31 protein-coding genes are annotated in these 26,819 nt (G+C 64.3%); 21 read left to right on the top strand and 10 right to left on the bottom strand.

Features of this window, described 5'->3' with window-relative positions:
- Positions 1-138: 138 nt before the first annotated feature.
- The gene (locus SKP52_RS19565; protein WP_039577787.1) at positions 139-1,290 is read right to left on the bottom strand and encodes a glycoside hydrolase family 88/105 protein; all 1,152 of its coding nucleotides are present in this window, start codon (positions 1,288-1,290) and stop codon (positions 139-141) included.
- On the bottom strand, positions 1,281-3,707 hold the full coding sequence (locus SKP52_RS19560) for a glycoside hydrolase family 3 protein (RefSeq protein WP_228383706.1): 2,427 nt from the start codon (positions 3,705-3,707) through the stop codon (positions 1,281-1,283). Before SKP52_RS19560 ends, SKP52_RS19565 begins: the two co-directional genes overlap by 10 nt.
- 153 nt (positions 3,708-3,860) lie before the next feature.
- On the opposite strand from SKP52_RS19560, the gene manD reads away from it, so the two are divergent.
- From manD to SKP52_RS19525, 7 genes are all read left to right on the top strand, one after another.
- Entirely contained in the window at positions 3,861-5,072 is a 1,212-nt protein-coding gene (gene manD / locus SKP52_RS19555; protein WP_039577782.1) for a D-mannonate dehydratase ManD, read from the top strand.
- Positions 5,072-5,977: a DUF4861 family protein gene (locus SKP52_RS19550; RefSeq protein ID WP_039577780.1), complete on the top strand. Its 906-nt coding sequence runs from the start codon at positions 5,072-5,074 to the stop codon at positions 5,975-5,977. The genes manD and SKP52_RS19550 overlap by 1 nt, the downstream gene beginning before the upstream one ends.
- A 33-nt stretch (positions 5,978-6,010) precedes the next feature.
- Complete coding sequence (locus tag SKP52_RS19545; protein WP_039577777.1) at positions 6,011-6,718, top strand: FadR/GntR family transcriptional regulator; 708 nt, start codon at positions 6,011-6,013, stop codon at positions 6,716-6,718.
- A 105-nt stretch (positions 6,719-6,823) separates the two neighbouring features.
- Positions 6,824-7,303: a response regulator transcription factor gene (locus tag SKP52_RS24800; RefSeq protein ID WP_228383705.1), complete on the top strand. Its 480-nt coding sequence runs from the start codon at positions 6,824-6,826 to the stop codon at positions 7,301-7,303.
- Positions 7,304-7,361: 58 nt separating this feature from the next.
- Positions 7,362-7,736 (top strand): hypothetical protein, encoded by a 375-nt coding sequence (locus tag SKP52_RS19535; RefSeq protein ID WP_039577774.1) that lies wholly within the window; start codon positions 7,362-7,364, stop codon positions 7,734-7,736.
- Between the two features lie 25 nt (positions 7,737-7,761).
- Positions 7,762-8,175, top strand: coding sequence for a hypothetical protein (locus tag SKP52_RS19530; RefSeq protein WP_039577772.1), 414 nt, complete (start codon positions 7,762-7,764; stop codon positions 8,173-8,175).
- A gap of 27 nt (positions 8,176-8,202) precedes the next feature.
- Positions 8,203-8,706 carry a MarR family winged helix-turn-helix transcriptional regulator gene (locus SKP52_RS19525; RefSeq protein WP_039577770.1) on the top strand — a complete coding sequence of 168 codons (504 nt, stop codon included), beginning with the start codon at positions 8,203-8,205 and terminating at the stop codon, positions 8,704-8,706.
- 54 nt (positions 8,707-8,760) lie between these two features.
- On the opposite strand, the gene SKP52_RS19520 is transcribed toward SKP52_RS19525, so the two are convergent.
- The 6 genes from SKP52_RS19520 to SKP52_RS19495 form a co-directional block, all read right to left on the bottom strand.
- On the bottom strand, positions 8,761-9,507 hold the full coding sequence (locus tag SKP52_RS19520; protein WP_039577768.1) for a sigma-70 family RNA polymerase sigma factor: 747 nt from the start codon (positions 9,505-9,507) through the stop codon (positions 8,761-8,763).
- Positions 9,497-11,620, bottom strand: a complete 2,124-nt coding sequence (gene flhA / locus SKP52_RS19515; protein WP_052208593.1) for a flagellar biosynthesis protein FlhA — start codon at positions 11,618-11,620, stop codon at positions 9,497-9,499. The genes SKP52_RS19520 and flhA overlap by 11 nt, the downstream gene beginning before the upstream one ends.
- Positions 11,617-12,438, bottom strand: coding sequence for a transglycosylase SLT domain-containing protein (locus tag SKP52_RS19510; RefSeq protein WP_039577765.1), 822 nt, complete (start codon positions 12,436-12,438; stop codon positions 11,617-11,619). The genes flhA and SKP52_RS19510 overlap by 4 nt, the downstream gene beginning before the upstream one ends.
- An 80-nt stretch (positions 12,439-12,518) precedes the next feature.
- Positions 12,519-12,827, bottom strand: coding sequence for a hypothetical protein (locus tag SKP52_RS19505; protein WP_228383704.1), 309 nt, complete (start codon positions 12,825-12,827; stop codon positions 12,519-12,521).
- Positions 12,824-13,123, bottom strand: coding sequence for a flagellar biosynthesis anti-sigma factor FlgM (gene flgM, locus SKP52_RS19500; protein WP_160292446.1), 300 nt, complete (start codon positions 13,121-13,123; stop codon positions 12,824-12,826). Before flgM ends, SKP52_RS19505 begins: the two co-directional genes overlap by 4 nt.
- Before the next feature lie 168 nt (positions 13,124-13,291).
- A complete protein-coding gene (locus SKP52_RS19495; RefSeq protein ID WP_039577758.1) occupies positions 13,292-13,807 on the bottom strand; it encodes a flagella basal body P-ring formation protein FlgA in 516 nt (171 codons plus the stop codon).
- Positions 13,808-14,093: 286 nt separating this feature from the next.
- Between SKP52_RS19495 and SKP52_RS19490 the strand changes: the two genes are divergently transcribed.
- From SKP52_RS19490 to SKP52_RS19425, 14 genes are all read left to right on the top strand, one after another.
- Positions 14,094-14,435, top strand: a complete 342-nt coding sequence (locus SKP52_RS19490; protein WP_039577754.1) for a flagellar basal body rod protein FlgB — start codon at positions 14,094-14,096, stop codon at positions 14,433-14,435.
- The gene (flgC, locus tag SKP52_RS19485) at positions 14,432-14,842 is read left to right on the top strand and encodes a flagellar basal body rod protein FlgC (protein ID WP_037512556.1); all 411 of its coding nucleotides are present in this window, start codon (positions 14,432-14,434) and stop codon (positions 14,840-14,842) included. The genes SKP52_RS19490 and flgC overlap by 4 nt, the downstream gene beginning before the upstream one ends.
- 1 nt (position 14,843) lies before the next feature.
- Complete coding sequence (locus tag SKP52_RS19480) at positions 14,844-15,146, top strand: flagellar hook assembly protein FlgD (RefSeq protein ID WP_039577748.1); 303 nt, start codon at positions 14,844-14,846, stop codon at positions 15,144-15,146.
- A 4-nt stretch (positions 15,147-15,150) separates the two neighbouring features.
- Positions 15,151-15,978, top strand: a complete 828-nt coding sequence (locus tag SKP52_RS19475; protein WP_039577745.1) for a flagellar hook-basal body complex protein — start codon at positions 15,151-15,153, stop codon at positions 15,976-15,978.
- Positions 15,979-16,013: 35 nt separating this feature from the next.
- Positions 16,014-16,757, top strand: coding sequence for a flagellar basal body rod protein FlgF (locus SKP52_RS19470; RefSeq protein WP_039577742.1), 744 nt, complete (start codon positions 16,014-16,016; stop codon positions 16,755-16,757).
- Positions 16,758-16,769: 12 nt separating this feature from the next.
- Positions 16,770-17,555, top strand: a complete 786-nt coding sequence (gene flgG, locus SKP52_RS19465; RefSeq protein ID WP_039577740.1) for a flagellar basal-body rod protein FlgG — start codon at positions 16,770-16,772, stop codon at positions 17,553-17,555.
- Positions 17,536-18,195 carry a flagellar basal body L-ring protein FlgH gene (locus SKP52_RS19460; protein ID WP_039577737.1) on the top strand — a complete coding sequence of 220 codons (660 nt, stop codon included), beginning with the start codon at positions 17,536-17,538 and terminating at the stop codon, positions 18,193-18,195. Before flgG ends, SKP52_RS19460 begins: the two co-directional genes overlap by 20 nt.
- A gap of 13 nt (positions 18,196-18,208) precedes the next feature.
- Positions 18,209-19,318: a flagellar basal body P-ring protein FlgI gene (locus SKP52_RS19455; protein ID WP_052208591.1), complete on the top strand. Its 1,110-nt coding sequence runs from the start codon at positions 18,209-18,211 to the stop codon at positions 19,316-19,318.
- The gene (locus tag SKP52_RS19450; protein WP_039577734.1) at positions 19,315-19,620 is read left to right on the top strand and encodes a rod-binding protein; all 306 of its coding nucleotides are present in this window, start codon (positions 19,315-19,317) and stop codon (positions 19,618-19,620) included. Before SKP52_RS19455 ends, SKP52_RS19450 begins: the two co-directional genes overlap by 4 nt.
- Positions 19,617-20,942, top strand: a complete 1,326-nt coding sequence (flgK, locus tag SKP52_RS19445) for a flagellar hook-associated protein FlgK (protein ID WP_039577731.1) — start codon at positions 19,617-19,619, stop codon at positions 20,940-20,942. The genes SKP52_RS19450 and flgK overlap by 4 nt, the downstream gene beginning before the upstream one ends.
- A 15-nt stretch (positions 20,943-20,957) precedes the next feature.
- Positions 20,958-21,788, top strand: a complete 831-nt coding sequence (locus SKP52_RS19440; RefSeq protein WP_039577727.1) for a flagellin N-terminal helical domain-containing protein — start codon at positions 20,958-20,960, stop codon at positions 21,786-21,788.
- A gap of 102 nt (positions 21,789-21,890) precedes the next feature.
- Positions 21,891-22,754, top strand: coding sequence for a flagellar motor stator protein MotA (gene motA, locus SKP52_RS19435; protein WP_039577724.1), 864 nt, complete (start codon positions 21,891-21,893; stop codon positions 22,752-22,754).
- Complete coding sequence (locus SKP52_RS19430) at positions 22,754-23,602, top strand: flagellar motor protein MotB (protein WP_039577722.1); 849 nt, start codon at positions 22,754-22,756, stop codon at positions 23,600-23,602. Before motA ends, SKP52_RS19430 begins: the two co-directional genes overlap by 1 nt.
- Before the next feature lie 196 nt (positions 23,603-23,798).
- Complete coding sequence (locus SKP52_RS19425) at positions 23,799-24,857, top strand: sigma-54 interaction domain-containing protein (protein ID WP_039581687.1); 1,059 nt, start codon at positions 23,799-23,801, stop codon at positions 24,855-24,857.
- 176 nt (positions 24,858-25,033) lie between these two features.
- Here SKP52_RS19425 and SKP52_RS19420 read toward each other — a convergent pair whose 3' ends face one another.
- Both SKP52_RS19420 and fliD read right to left on the bottom strand, forming a co-directional pair.
- A complete protein-coding gene (locus SKP52_RS19420) occupies positions 25,034-25,423 on the bottom strand; it encodes a flagellar export chaperone FliS (protein WP_039577720.1) in 390 nt (129 codons plus the stop codon).
- Between the two features lie 11 nt (positions 25,424-25,434).
- A complete protein-coding gene (fliD, locus tag SKP52_RS19415) occupies positions 25,435-26,805 on the bottom strand; it encodes a flagellar filament capping protein FliD (RefSeq protein WP_039577716.1) in 1,371 nt (456 codons plus the stop codon).
- Between the last annotated feature and the right edge of the window lie 14 nt (positions 26,806-26,819).

Below are 26,819 nucleotides of genomic sequence, written 5' to 3'. Positions count from 1 at the left end.
CGACGATAGAAATTGCTACCGGTGTCATTTTTCGATAAAGAAATTGATACCGGTGTCACCACTAGATGTAATACAACTTATGGCGTGAAGTCAATCGTACAGCGGATTCCCGCCGATTGGCCGCCTTGCCGCCGGTTTTCAGCGCTTTTGGCGCTTCTGCGCCAAATCGTACATCGCCGTGCCGGCGAGCAGATAGGCGCCCGAGCCGTAAAATTGCGTCTCCTCGGCGGCGACGCTGTCGGGGCGGTCGCCGACCTGCTGGACCCAGCCGAGCATCCCGTCCTTCTGCACCGCGCGCTGCAACGCCGCCCAGCCGCGAATCGCCGCGGGCTCGTAGGATTTACGGTCGAGCAGGCCATTGTCGACGCCCCACGCAAAGGCATAGGTGAAGAAAGCGGTGCCGCTCGATTCGGGCGGCGTGCCCGGATCCTGATCGAGCAGCGAGGCGGGCCAATAGCCGTCGGCCTTTTGCAAAGTGACGAGCTTGGCCGCCATTTTCTTGAACAGCCCCTCATAATAGGGCCGCTGCGGATCGTCCTTGTCGAGTATCTGCAGCACGCGGACGAGGCCGCCCATCACCCAGCCGTTGCCGCGACTCCAGAACAGCTTGCGTCCCTTGGTATCGCGCTGGTCGAAGAAACGGCTATCGCGGAAATAAAGGTCTTCGCTCGGGTCGAAGAGATAGTCGGTCGTCGCTTTCCATTCCTGGTGGACGAAGTCCGCGTAGCGCTTGTCGCCGGTCGCCATGCCGATGCGCAGCATCGTCGGGGGGGCCATGAACAGCGCGTCGCACCAGCACCAACGCTCGGTGCACAAGGAATAACCGCCGCCCGGCTGGGTGGGGATGAATTCGAGGCTATTCGTGCGGCGGTTGGTGAAGACATTATCGAAATAGGCGCGTGCGGGGACAAGCGCCTCGGCACCGCCGCCGTTGCGCGCCGCCCATTCCCACGCCTGCGCGATCAGCTGGTCGTCCGCATGATAGGCGAGCTTGCCGAGCTGCCATTTCTGGGCGCGGCCGAGTTCAACGACCGGATCGCGGTAGCGCGCGTCACGTTCGGCGAGGTCGGTGAGCGCGACCCAAAAGGTCGCTTGCTGCCAGTCGCGCGGCTCACGCACGCTCGGCCGCGCGGCGGGCATCTTGTCCCAGGCCTCGCGGTGCGTCAGCTGCCAGTCGGCGACGCGGCGCGTCTGTGCGAGAATGTCGGCGGGTTTCGGCATGACGGGTTCGGCCGTGGCGGCGACCGCGGCGGGGGCGGACATCATCAGGGCAAAGAGGCTCAGCGGCATGGCGTTTCCTTTACGGGGGTGAGGGCGATCGAGGACAGGGTGAGGCGCAGCGGCGCGCTCGACGAAAGCGCGAAAGGCGCGGTGATATTATCGAGCTTGGCGCCGGGCACGCACGACAGCGGAATCGACGCGCTCTGCCAGCCCTTGCCCGCGATGGTGGCAAGGCGATCGGCGATATCGAGCCGCGCGGTGCAGCCGGGGCCGCAGCGGATTTCCAGCATCGCGGGCGCGGTCGGCGCCTGATCGACGCGAAGGTCGAGCGCCAGCGCAAGCGGCCCCGCGGCCGACAAATCGGCGGCGCGCGGATTGGCGACGATCAATGTCCCTCGCGACTTGCCCGACCAGGCAATTTCGCGCGCATCCTCCTGCGCGTCGCGATCGACAGGGCGGACCGCGATCGCGCCATTGTCCGCGGCGCCGCTGATCGCCTGCGGACTGTCGTTCGCGCCGTCGATCTGGAGCAGGCGGGTTCCGACGGCGCGGCCGCGCGTGAAGATCGGTCCGGTGAGGGGCTGTTCGACGATGATCCCGGGGTCTTCCGATAGCGCCGCGCCGGTCGAGCGATCGGCAAGCGTCAGGCCGAAGCCTAAAGGATAAAGCGGCTCGTAATCGGCATCGCCGATATTGAGCGGTGCGCCTTTGGCATCGGCGGGCCACGAGAAGGGCAGTTTGCCCTTGAAGTCGACCTTGCCGAACAGGACATCGGCGACCCCGGCGCCCTCCGATCCCGGCAGCCATGCGGCGATGAAGGCGTCGGCGGTGTTGATATGGCGATTGACCCACAGCGGGCGGCCCGAAAGGAAGACCGCGACGACGGGAATACCTGCTGCTTTGAGGCGCTTCATCGCGTCGAGGCTGCCGCGCGTGTCGTCGAAATAAAGATCGGCGCGGTCGCCTTGGAATTCGGCATAGGGGTCTTCGCCGAACACGACGATCGCCGCGTCCGGTCTGGTTTTGAAGCGGCCTTCGAGCGAAAGCTCTGTCGTTCCGCCACCGGCTTTCACCGCGTCGCGCACGCCGGCAAAGATCGAGGTCGCGCCCGGGAAATGCTCGGGCTTCGTTCCCGTCCCCTGCCAGCTCAACGTCCAGCCGCCCGATTGCTTGGCGACATTGTCGGCGCCGTCGCCCGCGACGAGAATGCGGGCGTCGGGCTTGAGCGGCAGAACGCCGCTGTTCTTCAGCAGTACCAGCGATTCGCGCACCGCCTCCCGTGCCACCGTGCGATGGTCGGGCGCGCCGAGCAATTCATAGCGGCCCGCATATTCGCGTGACGACGGCTTGCCCGCCTCGAACAACCCGGCGCGCAGCTTGACGCGGAGGATACGGCGCACCGCATCGTCGAGCCGCGCCATCGGCAGCGCGCCTGCCTCTGCGGCGGCGAGCGTCGAGGCGTAGAGCCCCTTCCAGCTCGCCGGACCCATAAACATGTCGAGACCCGCCACGATCGACGCCGGGCAGTCGGTCGGGCTACAGCCCGGCACCTTGGCATGGCCATCCCAGTCGCCGACGACGAGCCCGTCGAAGCCCCAGCGCTGCTTGAGGACGCTCGTCAGCAGGCTGGCGTTGCCGTGCATCTTGACGCCATTCCATCCCGAAAAACTCGCCATCACGCTCTGCACATCGGCCTTCAGCGCCGCGACATAGGCGGGAGCGTGGAAGCGGATCAGTTCGGCTTCGGCGATCTTCGCGTCGCCGCGGTCGCGCCCGTCGGCGGTGCCACCGTCGGCGAGGAAATGCTTGGCGGTGGCAATGATATGCGGGCCCTTGAGCCAGTCCGGATCGCTGCGCCGCCCCTGCAGGCCGTGCACGAGCGCGGCGGCATAGCTTGTCGCAATCGCCGGATCCTCACCAAAGCTCTCGTAGGTCCGGCCCCAGCGATCGTCGCGGGCGACCGCGATCGTCGGGGCAAAGGTCCAATCGAGCCCGGTCACCCGCATCTCGATCGCGGTGACCCGCCCGATCTTCTCCATCAGCGCCGGATTCCGTGCGGCGCCGAGGCCGATATTGTGCGGGAAGAGCGTCGCGCCGACGATATTATTATGGCCATGGACCGCGTCCGATCCCCACATCACCGGGATACGCGGCAGCTTTCCGTTCGGGCGCATCGACGCATCATAATAGGCGTCGGCCGCCGCAACCCACGCCGATGCCGGGCCGAAATCATCACCGCCGGGCGACGAACTGCCGCCGTTTAGGATCGAGCCGAGATGATAGGTCGCGACATCTTCGGGGGTCGTGCTGCCGATATCGCCCTGGACGATTTGCCCGACCTTTTGCTCGAGCGACATCGCGGCGATCAGCGCATCAATGCGGGCTTCGATCGCAGCGTCGGGTGCCGCTGCGGCAAGGCTGGGCCAGCGGTCGGGATGCGCGACACCCGCGTCCTGCGCGATCGCTGCACCCGCCGTCAGAGCCATAACGCTCGCCAAGGCAAGCCACCCGCTTCGCATCCTGTTCCGCTCCCTGGTTTGCGGCATTCTCTGAGACCGTTCACATATGTCTTTCCCTTTTGACGCGAGCCTGTCAATAAGGTTGTCAGACAACTTTGGAATCGAAGCGAAGGGGAAAGAATGCCGAAGATCGTGTCAGCGCGCGTTATCGTGGCATCACCGGGGCGGAATTTCACGACTCTGAAGATCGAATGCGATGACGGGACGACGGGCGTCGGTGACGCGACGCTCAACGGCCGCGAACTCGCGGTGGCTGCCTATTTGTCGGAGCATGTCATCCCCTGCCTGATCGGGCGTGACGCGCACCGCATCGAAGATATCTGGCAATATCTCTACAAGGGCGCGTACTGGCGCCGCGGCCCGGTGACGATGGCGGCGATCGCCGCGGTCGACATGGCGCTCTGGGATATCAAGGGCAAGATCGCGGGGCTGCCGGTGTACCAGCTGCTCGGCGGCGCATCGCGCGAGGGGTGCATGGTCTATGGCCATGCCAACGGGGCGACGATCGCCGACACGATCGAGGCCGCGCTCGATTATCAGGAGCAGGGTTACAAGGCGATCCGCCTGCAATGCGGGGTGCCGGGAATGGCGTCGACCTATGGCGTCAGCCAGGATCGCTATTTCTACGAGCCCGCTGATAATGACCTGCCGACCGAGAATGTCTGGTCGACGAGCAAATATCTGCGCGTCGTGCCCGAGCTGTTCGCCGCGGCGCGCGAGGCGCTCGGCTGGGACGTCCACCTGCTCCACGACGTCCACCACCGCCTGACCCCCATCGAGGCGGCGCGGCTCGGCAAGGATTTGGAGCCCTATCGTCCCTTCTGGATCGAGGACGCGACCCCAGCCGAGGATCAGGAGGCATTTCGCCTGATCCGTCAGCACACGACGACCCCGCTCGCGGTCGGCGAAATCTTTTCGTCGGTATGGGATTGCAAGGCGCTGATCGAAAACCGGCTGATCGACTATATTCGCGCGACCGTGCTCCATGCCGGCGGCATTACCCATATGCGGCAGATCGCCTCGCTCGCCGATCTGTATCAGGTCCGCACCGGCTGCCATGGCGCGACGGACCTGTCGCCAGTGACGATGGCCGCCGCGCTGCATCTGGGGCTCGCGATCCCCAATTTCGGCATTCAGGAATATATGCGCCACACGGTCGAGACCGACGCGGTCTTCCCGCACGCCTATCGCTTTGCGGACGGCATGCTGCATCCGGGCGATGCGCCGGGCCTTGGCGTCGATATTGACGAGGCGCTGGCCGAAACCTTTCCTTATGCCCGTGCCTATCTGCCGGTAAACCGGCTCGAGGACGGAACGATGTGGAGTTGGTGATGCGAAAAATCATACTTGCGCTGGCGTTGCTCGCCGTCCCCGTGACGGGGCAGGAGCATAAGCCGATGCGCCCCGCGACGGCCGACGAGCAAAAGGTGCGCGCCGCCGCGGTGATCGCCGATTATCGCTTCGACGACCTGCTTTGGGAAAACGACCGGATCGCGTTTCGTATCTATGGCCGCGCGCTCGAGGCGGCCGAGCCGCCGTCGTCGTCGGGGATCGATGCGTGGGGCAAGCGCGTGCGCTGGCCCTTCATGGACCGGCAATTGCGTACCGGCGACCAGCATGCCGACCATGGCGAGGGGATCGATTTCTACAATGTCGGCACCGGGCGCGGGACCGGGGGGCTCGGCATCTGGCACGACAACAAACTGTGGACCTCGCGCAACTATGTGCGGCCGAAAATCCTACACTCTGGCCCCGAGGTCGCCGATTTCTCGGTGGAATATGATCCCTGGCCGGTCGATACGCTCCGCACGGTGCGCGAGAATCGGCGTTTCACGCTGCCCGCGGGAACCAACTTCACGCGAATGACCTCGACCATCGCGTCGAGCAGCGATGCAGAGATGATCGTCGGCATCGGCATCTCGAAACGGCCGGTGGACGGTAGCAAGCTCGGCGAGGTTCGGAAAGACGAAGCGGGCGCACGGATAAGCTGGTGGGGACCGGCGGACGGCGAAGGCAATAGCGGCAAGGGACGGATGGCGGCGGCGGTGATCGTCGATCCGGCGCGTTTTGCCGGTTTTACCGAGGACTCCGACAATTATCTGATCCTTGTGCGTGTCCAACCCGGTCGGCCGTTTGTCTATTACAGCGGCGCGGCGTGGGATCGCGGCGGGGATTTTGCGATGCGCGAGGCTTGGGATAGCTATGTCGATGGCCAGCGGCCCGATTTCCGGCCCTAGCCAGTCTCGCGACGCGATGATAACGCATCGTCCATGGCGATAACCAAGGCGGCATCGCTGGCGGATGATCTGGTCCAGCGCTTCGAGGAACAGATCGAGACGGGCGAGATGCCCGTCGGATCGCGTTTCCCGACCGAAAAAGAGATCACCGAGACGTTCGGCGTGAGCCGCACCGTCGTGCGCGAGGCCTATTCGCGGTTGTCCGCGCGCGGATTGCTTGAATCGCGGCGTGGGTCGGGGGCTTATGTGCCCGATGGCGCTCAATATCGCGCTTTTCAGGTCACCGCCGAAGAGATCGGCGAGATCGATGATGTGCTGAAGCTGCTGGAAATGCGCATGGGTTTCGAGACCGAGATGGCGGACCTTGCGGCGCGGCGCCGCACCGACGCCGATCTGGCGGCGCTACGCCGCACGCTCGCGGCGATGGAGGAAAGCAGCGACGTCGACGCTTCGGTCGACGCCGACGCGGCTTTTCACGCCGCGATCGCGAGCGCGACAGGCAACCCTTATTTTCTGCGCTTTACGCAGTTTCTTGGCGTGCGGCTGGTTCCGTCCCGGCGGTTATATCTGCAGGGCGATGATCCGGTGCGGCACCAGCGCTATGCCCGGACGATCAATCGCGACCATGAGGCGATCGTGGCCGCGATCGAAGCGGGCGATCCTGTCGCGGCGCGCCGCGCTGCGCGCCGGCACATTGAAAAATCAATCCTCCGCTATCGCACGCTCAAGGAGAGCCGGTAACCGGGCGCCCAATCGACGTCGCGACGGTGGCCGAGAATGGGTCAAAGGGGAGATTCGCCATCTACCGACCTTGATTTCGACTCGCGATGCTCTATTCCAACGGCCGTGCAAGGCGATCCCGACAATTACATCAGCCTGCTGTCTGCCGCGCAGATCGAAACGTTGCGGCATGTTTATGAGCATAAAAATTCCAAGCAGATTGCGCGGCTGATGAACGTCTCTCCGCACACCGTCGACGAACGTGTACGGCGTGTGTTGAAAAAACTTAATGTTTCTAACAGGATAGAGGCTGCGCGGATACTGGCAGTTAACGGTGTCTTCGATCATGTTACCCCTTATCAGCCTTTGACATATCAATTGATCGACCTAGGCGACGTTACGCCGCCCGCCGATGCCGAGCCGGGGCGCAGTTCGTTTCGGCGATTTTTCGATATAGGTTCGCCATTTCCTACCGCGTCCCAGCCGGCCAACCGGCATGGGTTGATGGAAAGGATTATCTGGCCGATTTTGATCGCTTTTGCGACAATATTGGCTTTCTCCGCCCTCTATTCGATCCTTGTCGGACTCGGTCGTGTTCTGACCTGATGTTCGAACGAATGCTGCGGGGGGGAACCGGTAGCATTCTTTTTCAAGGAAAAAGAAAATGCTGAATCAACGAGTTTCTGCGGCGAAGAAGATAGCTTCCGACCTGCACATGGCCGAAGACGCCATCGACGAAGCGATGATCCGCATCGCCCAGCTCGCCGCGACGCTGCCCACCGCGCGCCGCGAAACCAACATGTCGGCGATCGTCGGCCAGGATGCGATGGCCAAGGTCGCGCATGCGCTTGCCGCCGCCGGCGAAGTTCGCCAGCTGCTCACCGATGCGCATCTGGCGCTGACGGTGACGCAGAAGGAAGTCGGCCTCGGCACGCGCATGTTCGGCGCGGGCGTCAAGCCGGCCGCTGCGAAGCTCGTCGACGAAGGCAGCAACGATCGTTCGGGTGTCGACGCCCCGGCGTTCGTGAAGGCCGGTTGATCCGCAAGAAAGGTTGACTGCCACAATGTGGTCCGTGGCGATTTATTATGCCGTGCTGCTCCTCACCGTGGCCGTCGCGACTCGACGCGGCGGACCACTGGAGCGCTGGGCTGCCTATACGGCATTGATCGCCTCGGTCCTCACCAGTGCCTTGACGCCTTTTCCGACTTGGACTGATATCGAACTGAATATCTTCCTTATAGACATGCTGGTTCTGCTGAGTTTCTGGTTCATTGCCATGCGGACGCAGAGTTTCTGGCCCTACTGGATTACCGGATGGCAATTGATCGCCATTTTCGGCCATATCCAGAAGTTCATGTTCTCGGAGATATTGGCGCGACCCTATTCGCTCCTCTCAGTCTATATATCGTACCCGATCCTGCTGCTGATCATCTATGCATCGGGTTCGTCCAGTCGGCGGAGTGACGTTGCGGCCTGATGTGTGGCTCCCCAGGGGCATTGTCACATGCAGCAATTTTCGAATCAAGAAATTGCCGAACTGAAATCGCGGGTCGACCAGATCCATGACCTGCTTGCTGGCCGCGGCGAGGAATCGCCCGTCGCGACGTTGCGCGCGGTCGACAGCAGCCGACCCGAGGCGCCCCAAAAGACGGGGCTGCTCGACCAGCTGTCGTTCAGCATCCAGATGCGGCGCATCCGGCGCAGCCATTTCGGCAGCGCCGAAATGTCGGGGCCGGTGTGGGATATGATGCTCGACCTGATGCTCGCGGGCGCGCACGGCCGCGTGCTCAGCGCCAGCGATCTCGCGACCGGCGCGGGCGTCCCGCTCTCGTCGGGTCTGCGCATGATCAGCGCGCTCGAACGGCGGGGGCTGGTGCACCGCTCGATCGACGAGCGCGACCGTCGGCGGACAATCGTCCGGCTCACCGATATGGGGACCGAACGCATGGCCACCTATTTCGACAAAATCGGCGCCGCCTGGCGTAACGCGCAGACGCTGGCCGCCTGACCCCCCCCGATCGGGTGCGGGCCGACTGGTCGCGCGCGCCGCACCCGGTCACCCCTATTCGGTCATGTCCTTCATCATGCGATCGACCTTGATCATCGCTTCGCGCTTGATCTGGCAAATGCGCGCGGCGCTAACGTCGAGGGTCAACCCGATCTCGTGCAGGTTGAGTTCTTCGAAGAAATAGAGCTGCAACACCATCTGTTCGCGATGCGACAGGCGGCCGACGCACTGGCGCAGCGCGCCCATCAGATCCTCCTGTTCGAACCGTTCGTCGGCGCCAGCGTCTTCGTCGGCGGCAAGGAACGCGCCGATGTCGGTGAGTTCGTCGAGCGAGGTCGACCGGCCGTGCGTCGCATTGCGCTCGAGCGCGAAATAGTCCTCCGCCGACATATCGAACGCGACCGCCATTTCGGCCGTCGTCGGCGCGCGCATCAACTGCTGTTCGAGCGTGCTGCGCATCGCGTGAATCCGCTTCGCCGCAACCATCGCCGAACGGCCGACGTCTGCTTCGCGGCGCAGCTGGTCGATCATCGCGCCGCGGATGCGCGTCGTCGCATAGGTGGCAAAGGCGAAGCCGCGCTCTTCATAATTGCGGCTCGCCTCGATCAGCGCGATGAGCCCGGTCTGGATCAGGTCGTCGAGCTCGCTCGTCCGCGACACGCGCGAAAATACCTGCCACGCGATCTTGCGGACCAGCGGCGAATATTCCTCGACCAGCGCTTCGACACTTTCGCCGTAGCCGCGCGCGCGCGGCGCGCGGCTGGCGGTCCCGGCAAATTGTTCGGCGGGCTCAATTCTCATGTGGTTGGTCCTCCATATGGGCTTCGGGCCCGGACGCGAGGCGGGGCACTTCGGCGCCGATCGTCGCGACGATTTCGGTCTGCTTGTTCGCCGGGATTTCGAGGTACGAAATGACGGCGACATCCGGGAAAGTGGCGCGCACCAGCCGCGACAGCGCCGAGCGGCAGATCGGCGAGGCGACGAGCGCGAAGCTGCGCGTTTGCAGAAGCAGCGGCTCGACCGCCTGGCCGACCTGTTCGATGATCGTCATCGCCATGCCATGTTCGAACGGCCATTCGGCGGCGGGATTGGCGCGCACCGCCTGGTTGAGCAACATCTCGACCTCGGGGCTGAAGGTCACGACGGGCAGCGGCATCCGGCTCGGCACGATCGTCTGGACGATCAGCGCGCCGATGCGCTGGCGCACCGCTTCGACCAAGTCGATTTCGCCAAGCTGTTGCGCCGCGAGCGACACCATCGCTTCGGCGATCTTGCGGAAATCGCGCAGCGGTACGCGCTCGACGAGCAAGGATTTGCAGAGGCTCGCGACGCGCGGCAGCGAATAGCCCTGGGGTGAGAGATTCTGCGCGAGCTGCGGATAATGAACCTTGAGATTCTCGATCAGCGCCTGCGCATCGTCGATCCCGAACAGTTCGGCCGCCGATCCGACGATGCTGTTGTTGAGGTGCGTCGCAACCACGGTCGCCGGGTCGACGACGGTATAACCCGCGGCGATCGCATCATTCTGCATCGCCTTGGGAATCCACAGCGCATCGAGGCCGAAGGTCGGGTCCTTGCACGGGCGGCCGACGACCTTGGTGACGAGGTCACCCGAATCGAGCGCGAGCATTTCGTTGGGGAAGACCTCGTCTTCGCCGACGATCACCCCGGCGACCGAGATGCGATAGACGTTGCCGGGCAACGACAAATCGTCGCTGACCTTTACCGGCGGGATGACGAAGCCGAGTTCTTTCGACAGCTGGCGGCGGATGCCCGTGATGCGCGTCATCAGCGGCGAACCCTTGCGTTCGTCGACGAGGGTGACGAGCGCATAGCCGATCTCGAGCTGGCACGCGCTTGCGTCGCTGACGTCGGCCCATTCGATCCGCGACGGGTCGGGCGCGGGGGCGGCGGGTTCGGGCAAGTCGGCAATCGCGGCGGCACTGCGGCGCAGCTGCCAGCCCATGCCGAAGGACAAAGCTGCGGCGGGCAGGATCAGCATCTGCGGCATCGAGGGGACGAGCCCGAGGATGAAGAGGATGCCGCCGACCGCCATCCAGACCGACGGCGCCGCAAACTGGCTGCTGATCTGGCCGCTGAGATCGAACGGCGAGGCGACGCGGGTGACGATGGCGGCGGCGGCGATCGAGAGCAGCAGCGCCGGGATCTGCGCCACCAGCGCATCGCCGATCGCGAGCGTGACATAATTGCTGCCGGCTTCGGAGAAGCTCAGGCCATGGCTGAAAATGCCCAGGATCAGCCCGCCGATGATATTGACGAACAGAATCAGCAGGCCGGCGATCGCGTCGCCCTTCACGAATTTCGACGCACCGTCCATCGAGCCATAAAAATCGGCTTCGGTCGCGACTTCGACGCGGCGTGCCTTGGCTTCCTCGGGGCTGAGCAGCCCGGCGTTGAGGTCGGCGTCGATCGCCATTTGCTTGCCCGGCAGGGCGTCGAGGGTGAAGCGCGCGGACACTTCGGACACGCGCCCGGCGCCCTTGGTGATCACGACCATGTTGATGATCATCAGCACGAAAAAGACGAAAAGGCCGACGACATAATCGCCGCCAATCAGCACCTGCCCGAAGGCTTCGATGACATGGCCCGCCGCTGCAGTGCCCTCATGGCCGTGGACCAGAACAACGCGTGTCGAGGCGACGTTGAGCGCAAGCCGGAACAAGGTCGCGAGGAGCAGGACAGTCGGAAAGGACGAAAAGTCGAGCGGCTTTGCGGCCGACAGCGCGACCATCAGGATCGCGAGGCTGATCATGATATTGGCGACGAAGCTGATGTCGAGGATCAGCGGCGAAACCGGGATCACCATCAAGCCGACGAGAATCAGCATTCCGACGGGCAGCGCCGCGGTGCCCGCCATGCGGCCGATGTTGCCGAGGTTGAAGCCGGCGGTCATGCCGCGCCTCCCGAAAGCGACGCGAGCCGCCGATAGGCATCGGCGGCAAAGCCCATCGAGAGAGTTTTGGGCATAGGTTGGATATCCATCATCTGGAGCGGCGGGCGTCCGCCGCCTGCGAGGCCCGCCGAACTGCTCGTCTCAGCGTGCCAGCCCGAAGGGGCGAAGGGCTTCATATTTTCGATCTTGCCGCCGTCATCGAGCTTCACGCGAAAGCGTTCGCGGATCTCGGCGAGGCTGCGCATGCTGCCGTCGGGGGCATAGAAGACCGAGCGGTTCGCGGCCGCGGCCTCGGGCATCATCGATGCGCCCGGCTGATCGGGATTCGCTGCGAGCGCGGTCAAGAAATTGGCAGCGCCGCTCGACCCCAGGAAATGCGCGAGGTAGAGGTCGACGGGTTCGGCGCTGCGACCGATCCGGCTTTCGATATAGTCGCGATTGTCGCCGGTCAGCGCGGCGGCCATGCTCGACGAGGCGGCGGGATCGTCGCGCAGGTCGAGAATCTGCTGGCGGAGCACCGGATCGGAAACCGACAGGCGCCCCGATGCGTCGCGGCCGATCGCGTCGGCGGCCCAGGCGAGGCCGTGGTTTGCGCCATGGCGATCGAGCGTCGCGAGCCAGGTCTGCTTGGTGAACTGATACAGCCCGCGCGCCGACGAGGTCGACGCTTTCGCGGTTGGGTTATAACCGCTTTCGACGCGCGCGACGTCGACCAGATAATCGAAATCGATCCCCGTGCGCGCCGACGCGCTCTGCACCGCGTCCATGACGGGTGCGGCTATGCGGGCCGGGCCCAGGGGATTGTTGACTGCGTTCATGGTCTTTGGTTCCGCTTGTTCAGCAGACCAAAAGCAATCATCGTGCCATTTCGCAGAAACGGCGGATATTTATCTGGTTATCAGTAGCTTAAAGCCGCACCGCGCGGCCGGGTGCCGCGGATGTCGTGGCTTTTGTCAATCCTCTGACGCGTCCAGTTCTTCAAGATGTTGACGCGCATCGCGGCGGCTTCGAGCTGGTTGAGTGTTTGGCCCATCAGCGCGCGGGCGCGATGTTCGCTCCCCGCAGGGATGGTGACGCCACGGAATAGGATCACCGCGGTCGCCAATTCCTCGGTCGCGGCGATAATCGCGCCGGCGTCATGGCCGTCGAGCGCGCCGACCAGGTCGTTGAGCCGCGATTGCAGGTCTTCCATCTGTACCTGCATCATTCGCCCCCGCGGCCGTGGAAGTCGATCATCGCGCTGGCGATGATCGCGGGATGCACGCCATAGCTGCCGTTGGCGATCGCGGTGCGCAGCGTCGCGACGCGTGCAACGTCGACCGGCGCCGCCTGGTCGGCGAGGCTGGTCGCAAGGCGGCTCAGTCGCGCCGTCGGCACATTGTCCTGCACCGGCTGAAGCTGTGTTTGGGCGCGCATCGCGGTCGCCGCCTCGCTGGCGACCCTGCGCAGCGGGCCGGCACGGCTGATGCCGCCAACTGGTCCGATCTTGCTGTCACCCGACATAAAAGCCTCCATCCGGTGCCGTCAGAAAAGTGACGACGCGGTTCACGAAGGCTTTAACGGACGGCGTTCGGGGCGATTAAGGCGGCTCGCCGCAAAAAGACAAAAGAAAGGCCCGGCGCCGTCGGAAAGCCGACAGCCCGGGCCAAGTGGGTGGGTCGTGAAGGGGTGTCAGTCTTGCAGGCTCGCGCGGCCCGGACCGGTGACGGTGGCGCTGAGCATCGATTTGGCGTCGCTGCCGCGCAAGGCGATCGTTTCGCCGACGCGACCGTCCTGGGTCGCGACCGCGGCATAGCTGATCGAATAGCTTTCGGTGTCGATCGTCACGCGGACATTGTCGCCGCGGCGAATGACGGGCGCGCTCGCTGCGGGACGGGCGAAGCTAGCTGCGACCGGCGACGCACCCGCGGGGGCGGTCATCGGAACGCGCAGGCGCCAGCCAAGCGAGGCGCAGCGGACCGCGAGCGTCTGCGCGTCGATCATGGTGACCGACGCCTGTTCGGGGCAGCGTGCGAGCTTGATGCGGCGATCGACCGGGGTCGCATTGCGGCCCATCGCCTTGGCGACCATGTCGGTCAGCACGTCGATCGTCTGCCAATCCTCATTGCCCTGCTGGGCGTTCGCAACGGGGGCGGCGAGAGCACATGCGGCGAGGCCGGCAAGGCGCGCGAGAGTTTTGCGGGACAAGGTCCATCTCCTTTGGGGCCAAAATGGTCGTTCGTCATTTTGCAGGAAGCGTGCCAGTCGCGGTTTGATGCGGTGTTTTGCGGAGCTGCCTGCGGCGTCGTCAGATTTTTGACTCGCGCAAATCGATCTCACTGTCACCTCTAATTAAATATTTGAAAATAAAGGATAAACAATATTTGGCACGCCCATTGCATCATGCCTTGATGTTTTCCGCGCGTTCGTGCCGCACTTGGCTCGGACCCGGCGAAAGGCTCCGCCGCGGGATAGCGGCAAGCGAAGGAATGTGATGATGGCATCCGAGAAACTCTTTGGCCTGCACGCGACGGCGCTCCAGCTGCGCAGCCAGCGCATGATGATGCTCGCGTCGAACATCGCGAACGCCGCAACGCCGAATTACAAGGCGCGCGACATCGATTTCGCCAAGGCGCTCGATCTCGCACAGCAGGGCGGCTCGACCGACGGTGCGATTTCGTATCGCGTCCCGGTTCAGGCCTCGCTCGACGGCAACACCGTCGAAATGGCGACCGAGCAGACCGCCTACGCCGAAAACGCGCTCGCCTATCGCTCGAGCTTGTCGTTCCTCAGCGGCCGCATCAACACGCTGACCCGCGCGATCAAGGGCGAATGACGATGAACGGCAATTTCTCCGTCTTCGACATCAGCGGCCGCGCGATGTCGGCGCAGCTCGTCCGGCTCAACACCACCGCGTCGAACCTCGCCAACGCAGGAACGGTTGCGGGCAGTGAGGCGGGCGCTTTCCGTTCATTGAAGCCGGTGTTTCGTACCGTGATGGACGATCACGGCCGCGCGACGGTCCAGATCGACCAGGTCACGACCTCGAAAATGGCGCCGTCGAAGCGCCACGATCCATCGAACCCGCTCGCGGATGCCGACGGCAACGTCTGGGAAGCCGCGGTCGATAGCGCCGCCGAACTGGTCGAGATGGTCGAGACCGCGCGCCAGTATCAAAACAACGTCCAGGTCCTCGAAACCGCGAAAGGCCTGATCAACGAAACCCTCAGGATGGGACAGTAAAATGAGCGTCAACAGCATCACCAGCAACAGCAACCCCGTGATAAATGCCAAAGGCACGGGGCAGCAGATGGATCAGAGCGACTTCCTTCGCCTGATGACCGCGCAGCTGTCGCAGCAGGATCCGTTCAACCCGGTCGATAACCAGCAGATGGTTGCACAGATGGCGCAATTTTCCAGCCTCGCCGGGATCAGCGAGACGAACAATGTGCTCGCGCACATTTCGGAGCAGCTCGCGGCGCAGACGCAGCTGCTTCAGGACATCAAGGCGGCGACGCCTTCGACCCCCACCACGCAGGAAGGATAAACTCATGTCATTCTATACGTCGCTTTCGGGCCTCAAGGCCTCGCAGACCGATATGTCGGTCATCTCGAACAATATCGCCAACGCCGGCTCGATCGGTTTCAAGCGCAGCAAGGCGCAGTTCGGTGATATTTTCGCTTCATCGCCGACGCAGTCGACGAAGACAATCGCGGGGCAGGGCACGCGCCTCAACGGCATCACCCAGCAGTTCACGCAGGGGTCGTACGAAGCCAGCGAAAAGACGCTCGACATGGCGATCGTCGGCGAGGGCATGTTTATCGTGAAGGGCAATCCGCCGACCGAAGCGATTACCTATACGCGCAACGGTTCGTTCGAACCGACCCCCGACGGCTATGTCATCGACACGACCGGGGCGAAGCTGCAGCTGCTGCCGGTCGATGCCGACGGCAATGTCACCAACAACACGCTTGCCGGTGCATTCGACATGCAGCTGCCCACGGGCGCGCCGTCGGACCCGACCTCGTCGCTGGTCAATGTGTCGATCGGGCTCGATGGGCTCGTCACCGCCACCTTTGCCAATGGCGAAGACCAGATGCTCGGCAAGGTTGCGATGGCGACCTTCCCGACGATGTCGGGCCTGCGCCCCACCGGCGACGCGCACTGGCAGTCGACGGGCGAAAGCGGTCCGCCGACGATCGATGGTCCGACCAACGGCTCGATGGGGGCGGTCCGTTCGGGCGCGCTCGAACGCTCGAATGTCGATATCACCGAGGAACTGGTGATGCTGATGTCGGCGCAGCGCAATTTCCAGGCGAATGCCAAGGCGATCGAGGGCGCGTCGCAGCTGACCCAGACGATCATCGGCATGCGCTGACGTAACGCTGACCGCCGCCTGCCGGGAGAATTTCGATGGACCGCCTCATCTACACCAGCCTCACCGCGATGCGGGGCAGCATGTCCCGGCAGACGGCGATTGCCAACAATCTGGCGAACGCCGAAACGCCGGGCTTCCGCGCCGACATGGCCAATGCGCAGACGCTGTGGCTCGATGGCAGCGGGCTCGATGCCCGTGCCATGTCGTCGGAAGAGGTGCTCGGCGCCGACATGCGCGCCGGCACCATCACCTCGACAGGGCGCGATCTCGACATTGCGATGCAGGGCGATGCGCTGCTTGTGGTCCAGGCGAAAAATGGCGAAGAGGCCTACACAAAGCGCGGCGATTTGCAGATTTCGCCGAGCGGGCTGCTTACCACCGGCGACGGCCATCCGGTTCAGGGCGGGCAGGGGCCGGTGACGATCCCGCCCGCCGACGCGATCACGATCGACCAGGAAGGCCGTGTGTGGATCGTGCCGCAGGGCGGCGATCCCGAAAATCCGCAGGAGGTTGACCGGCTCCGGCTCGCGACCCCGACGGGATCGGACATCGCCAAGGGCCTTGACGGCCTGTTCCGCGTGAAGGGCGGCGGCATATTGCCCGACGATCCCGAAGCGCGGCTGCTGACCCGCTCGATCGAAGGATCGAACGTCAGCGCGACCAGCGCGCTCGTCGAGATGATCGAGGCGAGCCGCAGCTGGGACACCCAATTGAAGATGATCGGCGACGTGCGCGACATGGATAGCGCGACCGCCAGCCTGATGCAGCTTCCCCGTTAAGGAGATTATGAGATGAGTATCGGTGCCTTGCACGTCGCGCGGACCGGTCTGGATGCCCAGGGCTTCCGGATGCAGGTGATCGCCAACAACCTCGCCAACGTCAACACGACGGGCTTCAAGCGCGACCGCGCGAGCTTCGAGACGTTGAGCTATCAGATGATGACGCAGGCGGGTGCCCCGTCGACGGCCGAAAACCGCTATGCCACCGGGCTCAATCTCGGCACCGGCGTCGCGCTCAACGGCACCGCGCGCATGGATACGCAGGGTACGTTCCAGACGACGGGCAACGGGCTCGACGTCGCGATCGACGGCGCCGGCTATTTCCAGATCGAGATGCCCGACGGGCGCACCGGCTATACCCGCGCGGGCAATTTCGGCCGCGCCCCCGACGGCACGATCGTGACCTCGGACGGCAAGCCGATGCTGCCGGCGATCCAGATTCCCGAAGACGCGAGCAATGTGGCGATCGGCGCCGACGGCACCGTGTCGGCGACCGGCGCCGACGGCACCGCGCTCGAGCTCGGCCGGATCGAGATTGCGCGCTTTGCCAACCCCGCGGGCCTTCAGGCGATCGGCGGCAACTTGCTCGTCGAAACGCAGGGCTCGGGCGCGCCGCTCGTTGGCGGCGCGGGCGAGGAAGGCCGCGGCACGCTGCGTGGCGGGATGCTCGAGGGGTCGAACGTCAATGTCGTCGAGGAACTCGTCGACATGATCGAGACGCAGCGCGCCTATGAGGTCAATTCAAAGATGATCTCCGCGACCGACGAGATGATGAAAAATGCGTCGCAGACTCTCTAAGCTGGTCCTGCTCGCCGTTGCGCTAGCGCCCTTTTCGGCGCTCGCGAAGGACAAACAGCCGCCCGATGCCTTTGCCGCGACGGCGCCGGTCGGTCCGGCGCCGCTGCCGGGCAATGGCTCGATCTTTCAGGGCAGCTATGTCGCGCTCACTTCGGGCGGCCGTGCGGGCCAGGTCGGCGATATCGTCACGATTCAGCTCGTCGAGCGTACCGCGGCGACCAAAAGTAATGCCGCGGGAACGCAGCGTGACGGCAGCATCGGCCTGACTCCGCCGACCACCGGCCCGCTGTCGCTGTTCAACCCAAGCGACATCGCGATGGGTGGCGGCCAGCAGTTCAAGGGCAAGGGCGACGCATCGCAGTCGAACGCCTTGTCGGGCGAAGTCAGCGTGACGATCGCCGCGGTCTATCCGAACGGCACGATGTTGGTGCGCGGCGAAAAGCTGCTCACGCTCAATCGCGGCGACGAACGTGTCCAGATCTCCGGGATCATTCGCGCGATCGACATCAGCCCCGACAACCGCGTCCTGTCGACCCGCGTTGCCGACGCGAACATCAGGTACGTCGGCAAGGGCGAGATCGCTCGCGCCAGCAAGCAAGGCTGGCTGCAACGTTTCTTCTCGATCATCAGCCCGTTCTAAAGAGGAATATCAAGTGACCCAGCGTCCGTCCCTGTTCACCCTTGTCGCGCTTCTGCTCGCCAGCTTCGCCTTCGCGGCGCCGGTGCATGCCGAGCGTATCAAGGACATGGGCCAGTTCCAGGGCCTGCGCGCCAACCAGCTGACCGGATACGGCATCGTCGTCGGGCTCGCGGGCACCGGCGACGACAGCCTCGATTATTCGACGCTGGGCATGAAGGGCGCGGTCTCGCGCTTTGGGCTGACCCTGCCGCCGGGGGTGAACCCGGCGCTGAAAAATGCCGCAGCGGTGATGATCACCGCCGAACTGCCGCCCTTCGCCAAGCCCGGCCAGCGCCTCGACGTCACCGTATCGGCGATCGGCAAGTCCAAAAGCCTGCGCGGCGGCACGCTCGTGCTCGCGCCGCTCTATGGCGCCGACGGCCAGATTTATGCGATGGTGCAGGGCAATTTGGTCATCGGCGGGCTCGGCGTCGATGCCGCCGACGGATCGAAGCTGACGGTCAATGTGCCGTCGAGCGGACGGATCGCGGGCGGCGCGACGGTCGAGCGCGCGGTCGACACCGGCTTTGCCACGACCAGCTATCTGACCTTCAACCTCCACCAGTTCGACGCCACCAATGCCAAGCGCGTGACCGATGCCATCAATGCTGCGCTGCCCGGCAGCGCCTCGATGATTGACGGCGCCAGCATCGCGATCCGTACCGGCGGCAATGGCGACGAACGCATGCGGCTGATCTCGCAGATTGAAAATCTGGGCGTCCAGCGCGCCGAGCCCCCCGCAAAGGTCATCGTCAACGCGCGCACCGGCACCGTCGTCATCAATGGCGCGGTCCGCGTCGGCACCGCCGCGGTGACGCAGGGCAAGCTGACGGTGTCGATCAAGGAATCGCCGATGGTCGTGCAACCCGCGCCGTTCAGCCGCGGCGAGACCGCGGTCGAACCATCGAGCGAGATCAGCGTGGAGCAGGACTATCGCCCGGTGATGCTGGTGCGGCCCACCGCCTCGCTTTCCGAACTCGTCGATGCGATCAATCGCATGGGCGTTCCCCCGGGCGACCTCGTCGCCATCCTCGAAGCGCTGAGCCAGGCCGGCGCGCTCACTGCGGAACTGGTGATCATATGACGAACCCTGTTTCTTCTTTCGGCGCCACGCCGACCCCCGCCGCCGCTGGCGGCGGCGATGGCGGGCTGCGCAAGGCGGCCGAGGCTTTCGAGGCCGTGATCCTGCGCCAGCTGATGGCGTCGATGCGGCAGGCCAAGCTTGGCGACGATATTTTCGGATCGAGTGCGACCGACAATTTCCGGGAAATGGCCGACGCGCGCACCGCGGATTCGATTGCCGCGATGCGCCAGTTCGGTATCGCCGACATGGTCGAACGGCAGTTCCGCGGCCAGCTCGGCGCACCTAAGGGAGGCGTACAATGAGCGACCTGCTCGGCATCGGCTTCAGCGGGCTCAAAGCCTATTCGCGCGCCCTCGCGACGATCGGCGACAATATCGCAAATGCCCAGACTCCGGGATATGCGCGGCGCCGGCTCGAGATGATGGAGGCCGTCGGCGGCGGCAATTCGATCTTCTATCGCGGCAATACCAATCCCGGCGGGGTCGACATCCGCGGTATCGACCGTTCGGTCGACGGCTGGCTGATCGAGGATTCGCGCATCACCTTGGGCGGCGCCGAACATTCGGCGACGAAGCTCAGCTGGCTCGGCAAGACCGAGGACGCGCTGAGCGACGAGACCAACGGCATCAAGACCGCACTTACCACGCTTTATACCACTGCCGACCAGCTCACCGCTGATCCGTCGAACCGGACGCTGCGCGCCCAGTTCCTGCAAGCGGTCGACGATGTCGCGTCGGGCTTTCGCACCGCCGCGGGCCAGCTCGACAAGATGGGCGAGGGGATCGAGGGTGCAGCGGCAAGTGAAGTCGACCAGTTCAACGCAGACCTCAATGCGCTCGAGCAGATTAACGTCGGCCTGCGCAAGGCGCGGCCGGGTTCGACCAACGAAGCGAGCCTGCTCGACGAACGCGACCGGCTGCTCGACAAACTGTCGTCGCAGGCGGGTGTCAGCCCGACCTTCGACAATAATGGCGCGGTAACATTGCGTGCGTCCGGATCGGGCGATCTGCTCGTCGGCGGGGGAGTGGTGAATCCGATTTCGGTCACCGCCGCTCCTGACGGACGCCTGTCTTATAGCCTCGGCGGTTCCCCGCTGACGATCTCGACGGGCTCGCTTGCCGGGCTGGCCGACGGCGCGAACCATGTCGCCGATCAGCGCGCCGCGCTCGATACGATGGCGACCGATTTTGCGAACCAGCTCAACGCCGCGCACCAGGCGGGCACCGACGCCAATGGCAATCCAGGCCAGCCGTTGTTCACCGGCACCAGCGCCGCAACGCTGACTGCCGCGCCGCTGACCCCAGATCAGGTGGCGGCGGCGGACGCGTCGGGCAGCAACGGCAATATGCTGGCGCTCGGCGCGATGCGCGGGGCGAACGATCCCGAAGCGCGCTGGTCGGGCCATCTGGCCACCCAGGCGCAGGCCGTGGCTTCGGCGCGGGCGCAAGATGCCGCTGCGGCGACGCGCGCCGATGCTTCGGCTGCGGCTCGCGACGGCGTCAGCCAGGTCGATCTCGACACCGAAGCCGCCGAACTGCTGCGGTTCCAGCAGGCCTATTCGGCAGCCTCGCGCACGATTCAGGTCGCGCGCGAAACCCTGCAAACATTGCTCAGCTCGCTCTAAGGAAGGGCCGAAATCATGATCAACGCCGTGGGCAACCGCATGACACGCGAAATCGCGCGCCAACAGAAACTCGCCGAGGCGATCGAGCGGACACAAATCCAGATTTCGGGCGGCAAGAGACTGCTGCGCATGTCAGACGATCCGATTGCGGCGCGTCGGATCGCGACAATCGGCACGAGCCAGGCTAGCATGACCGCCTGGTCGGCCAATCTGAATACGGCCGACGCGCTGGTGTCGCAGGCCGATGGCGTGATGAAATCGGTCAGCAGCCTGATGACGCGCGCGCGCGAGCTGACGCTCGCCGCGGCGAGCGATACTGCGAACCCTGCCGACCGTGCGACGATCGCCGCCGAACTTGGCACGATCGCCGACGAACTCGATGCGCTGGCGGCGACGCGCGATTCGAACGGCGAACCCGTGTTCGCGACCGGGACGGCGCGCGTGATGCGTTTCGATTCGGATGTCAGCTTCGCACCGGTCCAGTCGGCGGCGGATGTCTTCGTCGTCGGGGGAAACAGCCTGTCGACGAGCATTCGTGACGCCGCGACGGCGATCGCCGCGGGCAACAAGGCGGCGATGGGTACGTCGATCACGACGCTCGGCACCGCGATCAGCCATGTCGCCGACGAACATGCGAAGCTCGGCCTCGCGGGCGGTCGGCTCGAACGCATGGGCGACGGGCTCGCCGTCCGCGAGATCACACTCAAGGATGAACGATCGACGATCGAGGATACCAATCTCGACATCGCGATCGCACAGCTCAACGCCCAGGACCTGACCCTCCAGGCGGCGCAGGCGGCCTTTGCCAAGATTAACCGGCAGACCTTGTTCGATATTTTGAACTGATACCCCTCAATCTTGCGGCGCTGCTGCCGTTAATCATCAAGACGTCCCTGAATTTCCGGGGGCCGGCTTCGACAGCCGGGTCCCGAATGGAGTTGCTCGCACATGTTTCCCGTTGTCGGCATTGTCGTATTGATCCTGCTGGTGTTCGGGGGCTTTGCGCTGACCGGGGGCAATCTGGGTCCGGTGATGCACGCGCTGCCGCACGAGATGCTGATCATCGGCGGCGCCGCGATCGGCTCGCTGATCATCGGCAATTCGGGCGCCGACCTGAAGGCGCTCGGCGGCGGGCTGGCCAAGGTCTTTAAAGGACCGAAGTATAAGAAGCAGGATTATCTCGACTGCATCCTGCTCGTCTCGACGCTGATGAAGATGATGCGCACCGAAGGACCGGTCGCGGTCGAGCCGCATATCGAAGACCCGAAAAACTCGACGATCTTCCAGCAATATCCGAAACTTTTGAAGGACGACACGCTCGTCCACCTGATCTGCGACACGCTGCGCCTGGTCGTCGTGTCGTCGGGCACGCTCGATCCGCACGCGGTCGAAGAGGTGATGGATAATGCGCTGAAGAGCCACCATCATCATTCGATGAAGCCCGCCGAAGGCTTGCAGAGCCTAGCCGACGCGCTTCCCGCACTGGGCATCGTTGCCGCGGTGCTCGGTGTCGTGAAGACGATGGGCTCGATCGACAAGCCGCCGGCGATCCTTGGCGGAATGATCGGTTCGGCGCTCGTCGGCACCTTCCTCGGCGTGCTTCTCGCTTACGGCCTTGTCGGTCCGTTCGCGACGCGCGCCAAGGCCGTGATCGAAAGCGACGCCGCCATCTATCACACGGTCAAGCAGCTGATCATCGCCTCGCTCCACGGCCACCCGCAGCCGCTGGTGATCGAGGCCGCACGCTCGGGGGTCGATCACATCAACCAGCCGAGTTTCGCCGAAGTCTTTGACGGAATGCGGGGCCGCTAATGGCCGCCCGTCCCAACATGCCGCGGCCGATCATCGTCAAGAAGGTGATCCAGCAGGCGCACGGCGGCCATCATGGCGGCGCTTGGAAGGTCGCTTATGCCGACTTCGTCACCGCGATGATGGCCTTCTTCCTGTTGATGTGGCTGCTCGGCGCGACGAACGAGGCGCAGCGAAAGGCGCTCGCCGATTATTTCGCACCGACGATCGTCCAGACCAAGCAGGACACGGCGGGGTCGAACGGCCTGTTCGGAGGCGACTCGCTGGTGTCGGTCGACAAATATCCCCACGGCGCGGCGCAGACGGGCACACGCGCGATGACGATCCCGCGCGACGCCCAAGGCGGTCCGCGCGAAGCGTCGGGGCGCGAGCGCGCAAGCGACAAGCAACAGTTCCAGAAGCTCGCCCAGACGTTGATGGATCAATTGCAGAGCAAGGGCGACCTCAAGCGCCTCGCGCCGAACCTGCGCTTTACCGAAACGCTCGAGGGGCTGCGCATCGACGTCGTCGACGATGCGAATTTTTCGATGTTCGTGATCGGCACCAGCCAGCTCACCCCCGATGGCGCACGCCTGTTTCGCGAGATCGCGAAACCGGTCGCGGCGGTATCGAACAAGGTGATGGTGCGCGGGCACACCGATGCGGCGCCCTGGTCAGCGAAATCGGGCACGAACAACTGGCGCCTGTCGGTCGACCGCGCCGAGGTCACGCGCCACTATCTCGAGTATCGCGGCATCGCTTCGGAGCGCTTTTCGCGAATCGAAGGGGTCGCCGATCGCGAGCCCTATGTCCCCTCCGACCGATTCGATCCGCGCAATCGCCGCATCTCGATCACGCTGGGCTGGCGATAGGCGCATGGCAATTAGTGCCAGTTTGGCAGCATATCGGAGACAGTTAACGCGATTGCGCCCTTAATGTCACCATTGTGGCAATATCTCTTTGTTTTGAATGACTTAACGAAGGTCAGATAAACTTTTGTTTACCAATTTCGTCAATTCCTGAATCCATCGAAGGGGGCACCGAGCGGGCGGTGCGATGGAGACCAAAATGACACTGGGGCATGGTAACAACGCAGCGCTCGAAGCGCTGATCATCGGCACGAGTGAGGCCGCCTGTCGGCTGCGCGAGATGATCCGCCGCGTGGCGCGTTCGAACGCCTCGGTGATGCTCTGCGGCCCGTCGGGCTCGGGCAAGGAACTTGTTGCCCGTGCAATCCACGACGAAGGCGCCCGCGCCGGCAAGGCTTTCTCCGCGATCAACTGCGGCGCGATCCCCGGCGAACTGATCGAATCCGAACTTTTCGGGCATGAAAAGGGCAGCTTCACCGGCGCCCATGCCCGCCGCATCGGCCATTTCGAAGCGACCGAGGGCGGCACGCTCTTCCTCGACGAAATCGGCGACATGCGTTTCGACATGCAGGTCAAACTGCTCCGCGTGCTCGAAGACCGGACGATCGTCCGCGTCGGCAGCAGCGATGTGAAGGCCGTCGACGTCCGCGTCATTTCGGCCACCCACCAGGATCTCGGCGCTGCGATCGCCGATGGAAAATTCCGCGAAGACCTGTTCTTCCGGCTCGGCGTGGTTGTGCTTCAGGTCCCCAGCCTCGCCAACCGCGCCGAGGATATTCCCGCACTGATCCGCCATTTCCAGCGCCAGATGCCCGCCGACGCCAAATGCCGTTTCGACGACGCGGCGATGACGTTGCTGATGCAGCATGCATGGCCGGGCAATGTGCGCGAACTCAGGAATTTCGTGGAGCGCGCCAGCGTTCTCCATGGCGGCGAGACGCTCGGTTTCGAGGATGTCGCCATGCTTTTGAACCCCACCGCAGCGCTGGCGCCGCGGCGGGCTGTCCCCAGCAGCCCTGCCGCAGTGCCGGCCAGCGCGGACGATGTGGCCGCGGCCGCGCCGCACGCCAAGACGCCGGCGCCGGGCCGCCCGATCGACCTCAAGCGCGAGATCGAAACGATCGAACTCGAACAGATCCACGTCGCGCTCGACCTCGCCGACGGCATCATTTCGGAAGCGGCGCGCCTGCTCACGCTGAAGCGCACCACGCTCATCGAAAAGATGCGCAAATATGGCGTCCACCAGCAGGCCGCCTGACGGCCGCGAAACGAGTTTCAGCACCCGCTGAAAAGGGAGCTCTGGTCCGCTCCTGCACCACCCGGCCGCCTATCCCCACCTTGGGCGGCCGGGTAACAGCGGGGGTTCACCAAAACGGACAAAGGCCCGCCCCTCGAATCAGGAGCGGGCCGTTGTCGTTTTCAGGTCCAGAAGGTTCAGCGAAGCTGGCGCCACGCGGCGCTGATCGTTAGGATTCCTTCGAGCAACTCGGCAAGCCCCTCGGCGCTGTTCGCGGCCACCGCATCGTCGAGCTTGCGGCGCATGCTGCGATAGACGCGCGACAGTGCGGTCGCGACATCGCCGCCCTTGTCACGGTCAAGATTGACGTCGAGGCCGATCAGGATCGCCCGCGCGCGATGCGCGGGCTCGGTTGCCGAAATGCGCTGCCCTTGGCGCACCATCGCCCCGAGCACGCCGACGGCGGTCTCCAACTCGTCGTAAAGCATGGTGACGAGTTCGATAGGGTCGGCGGCGGCGGCGCGGCTTTCGTTCTGCAATCGGCGATAAAGTCCGGTCGCCCGGACGGTCGAGGCGGTAGCGGTCACGGCGGGGGTCCTTAATCGTTACCCTGGTTGTTCCAGAGCTTGATTTGCTGTTCGAGATAGCTCTGCGTTGCCTTGAACGCCGCAAGCTTGGCTTCGAGCGAGCCATATTGCTTCTCCAGCCGGGCCTTATAGGCGCTCTCGCGCTCTTCGATCTTTTCGAGCTGGTCGGCGAGATTTTCCCTTTTCGCGTCGAGCGATTTCGACACGCGATCGATCGCGCCATTGACGCCGACCGCCTTGTCGCGGATCGCGTCGAGCGCAAAGGCGATGCCGGGATCGCTCTGTTCGGTATGGGTCGCATCGCGACGCGGATTGAACAGCGCCTCGACCGCGCCGGCATCGCTGGCGAGCACCTTGTCGAGCTTCGCGTTGTCGACAGAAAGCAGGCCGTCGCGCGTCGACGAGATGCCGATGTCGGACAGCTTGTTGATGCTGCCGTGGCTCGACAGCACCTTGTTGACGAGATTGGAAAGTTCGCGTTCGATCTCGCGAAGCGAGGTCGTTTCCCCCGACATGCTAGAGGCAGTGACAAGGCTTTTCTTGAGCTGGTTATAGACCGAGACGAAATCGCCGACGGTCTGTTTGATCATGTCGAGCGGGCGGCTCGCGCCAATATCGACGCCCTGACCGGGCGCCGCCTTTTTCAGCGTGAGAGACATGCCCGGAATCACATCGTCGATGATGTTGTTCGCGCGGCTGAACGCCACGCCGTCGATCGTGAATTCGGCGTTGGCGGCACTCTGGCCGACGGTCATGCCGCCGCTGGTGGAGAAGGCAGAAAGGCCGGGGTCGGCCCCGGCGTCGGCGGTGAGGGTGAAGGCGCCGACTTCGCCCGTCGGACCTTTGACGATCAGGCGGTGGCCGCCTTCGTCGGCGATGATTGACGCGGTCACGCCGGCGCCGCTCGCGTTGATGGCGTTGGCCAGCCCTTCGAGGCTGTTGTTGGTCGCATCGATGGTGATCGTCTTGGCGACGCCTCCGACGGTCAGCGTCATTGTGCCCGTGCCGATCGCGGCCGCCTTGTCAGCGACGATGCCCGAATAATTGGTCTGCGCGCGCGCAAGCTGGTTCACCACAACGGTCGCGGCGAAGCTGTCGGCGGAGAGGCCGGCGCGGCTGGTAGCGCCAAGCACGCTCTCGTCGGACACCGTCGGCGTGCTGCGCAACGTGCCGTCGGATACCATCTGGCCCAGCGAATCGGCGAAGCCGTCGAGGTTCGATCGTGCCTGCGCCAGCGCGCTGATCCGCGTCTGGTTCGCCTGGGTCAGCGAGGTCATCCGCGCAATCTTCGGGTCGCGCGACGCATTCGACAGGTCGGCGACAAGCTGTTTGACATCGAGGCCCGACCCGAAGCCGAGGCTGTTTGCGATTGAACTGACCATGGCAAAATATCCTT

The organism is Sphingopyxis fribergensis, assembly GCF_000803645.1.
GTDB classification, from domain to species: Bacteria; Pseudomonadota; Alphaproteobacteria; order Sphingomonadales; family Sphingomonadaceae; genus Sphingopyxis; species Sphingopyxis fribergensis.
This window is presented reverse-complemented; position numbering and strand designations above follow the sequence as displayed.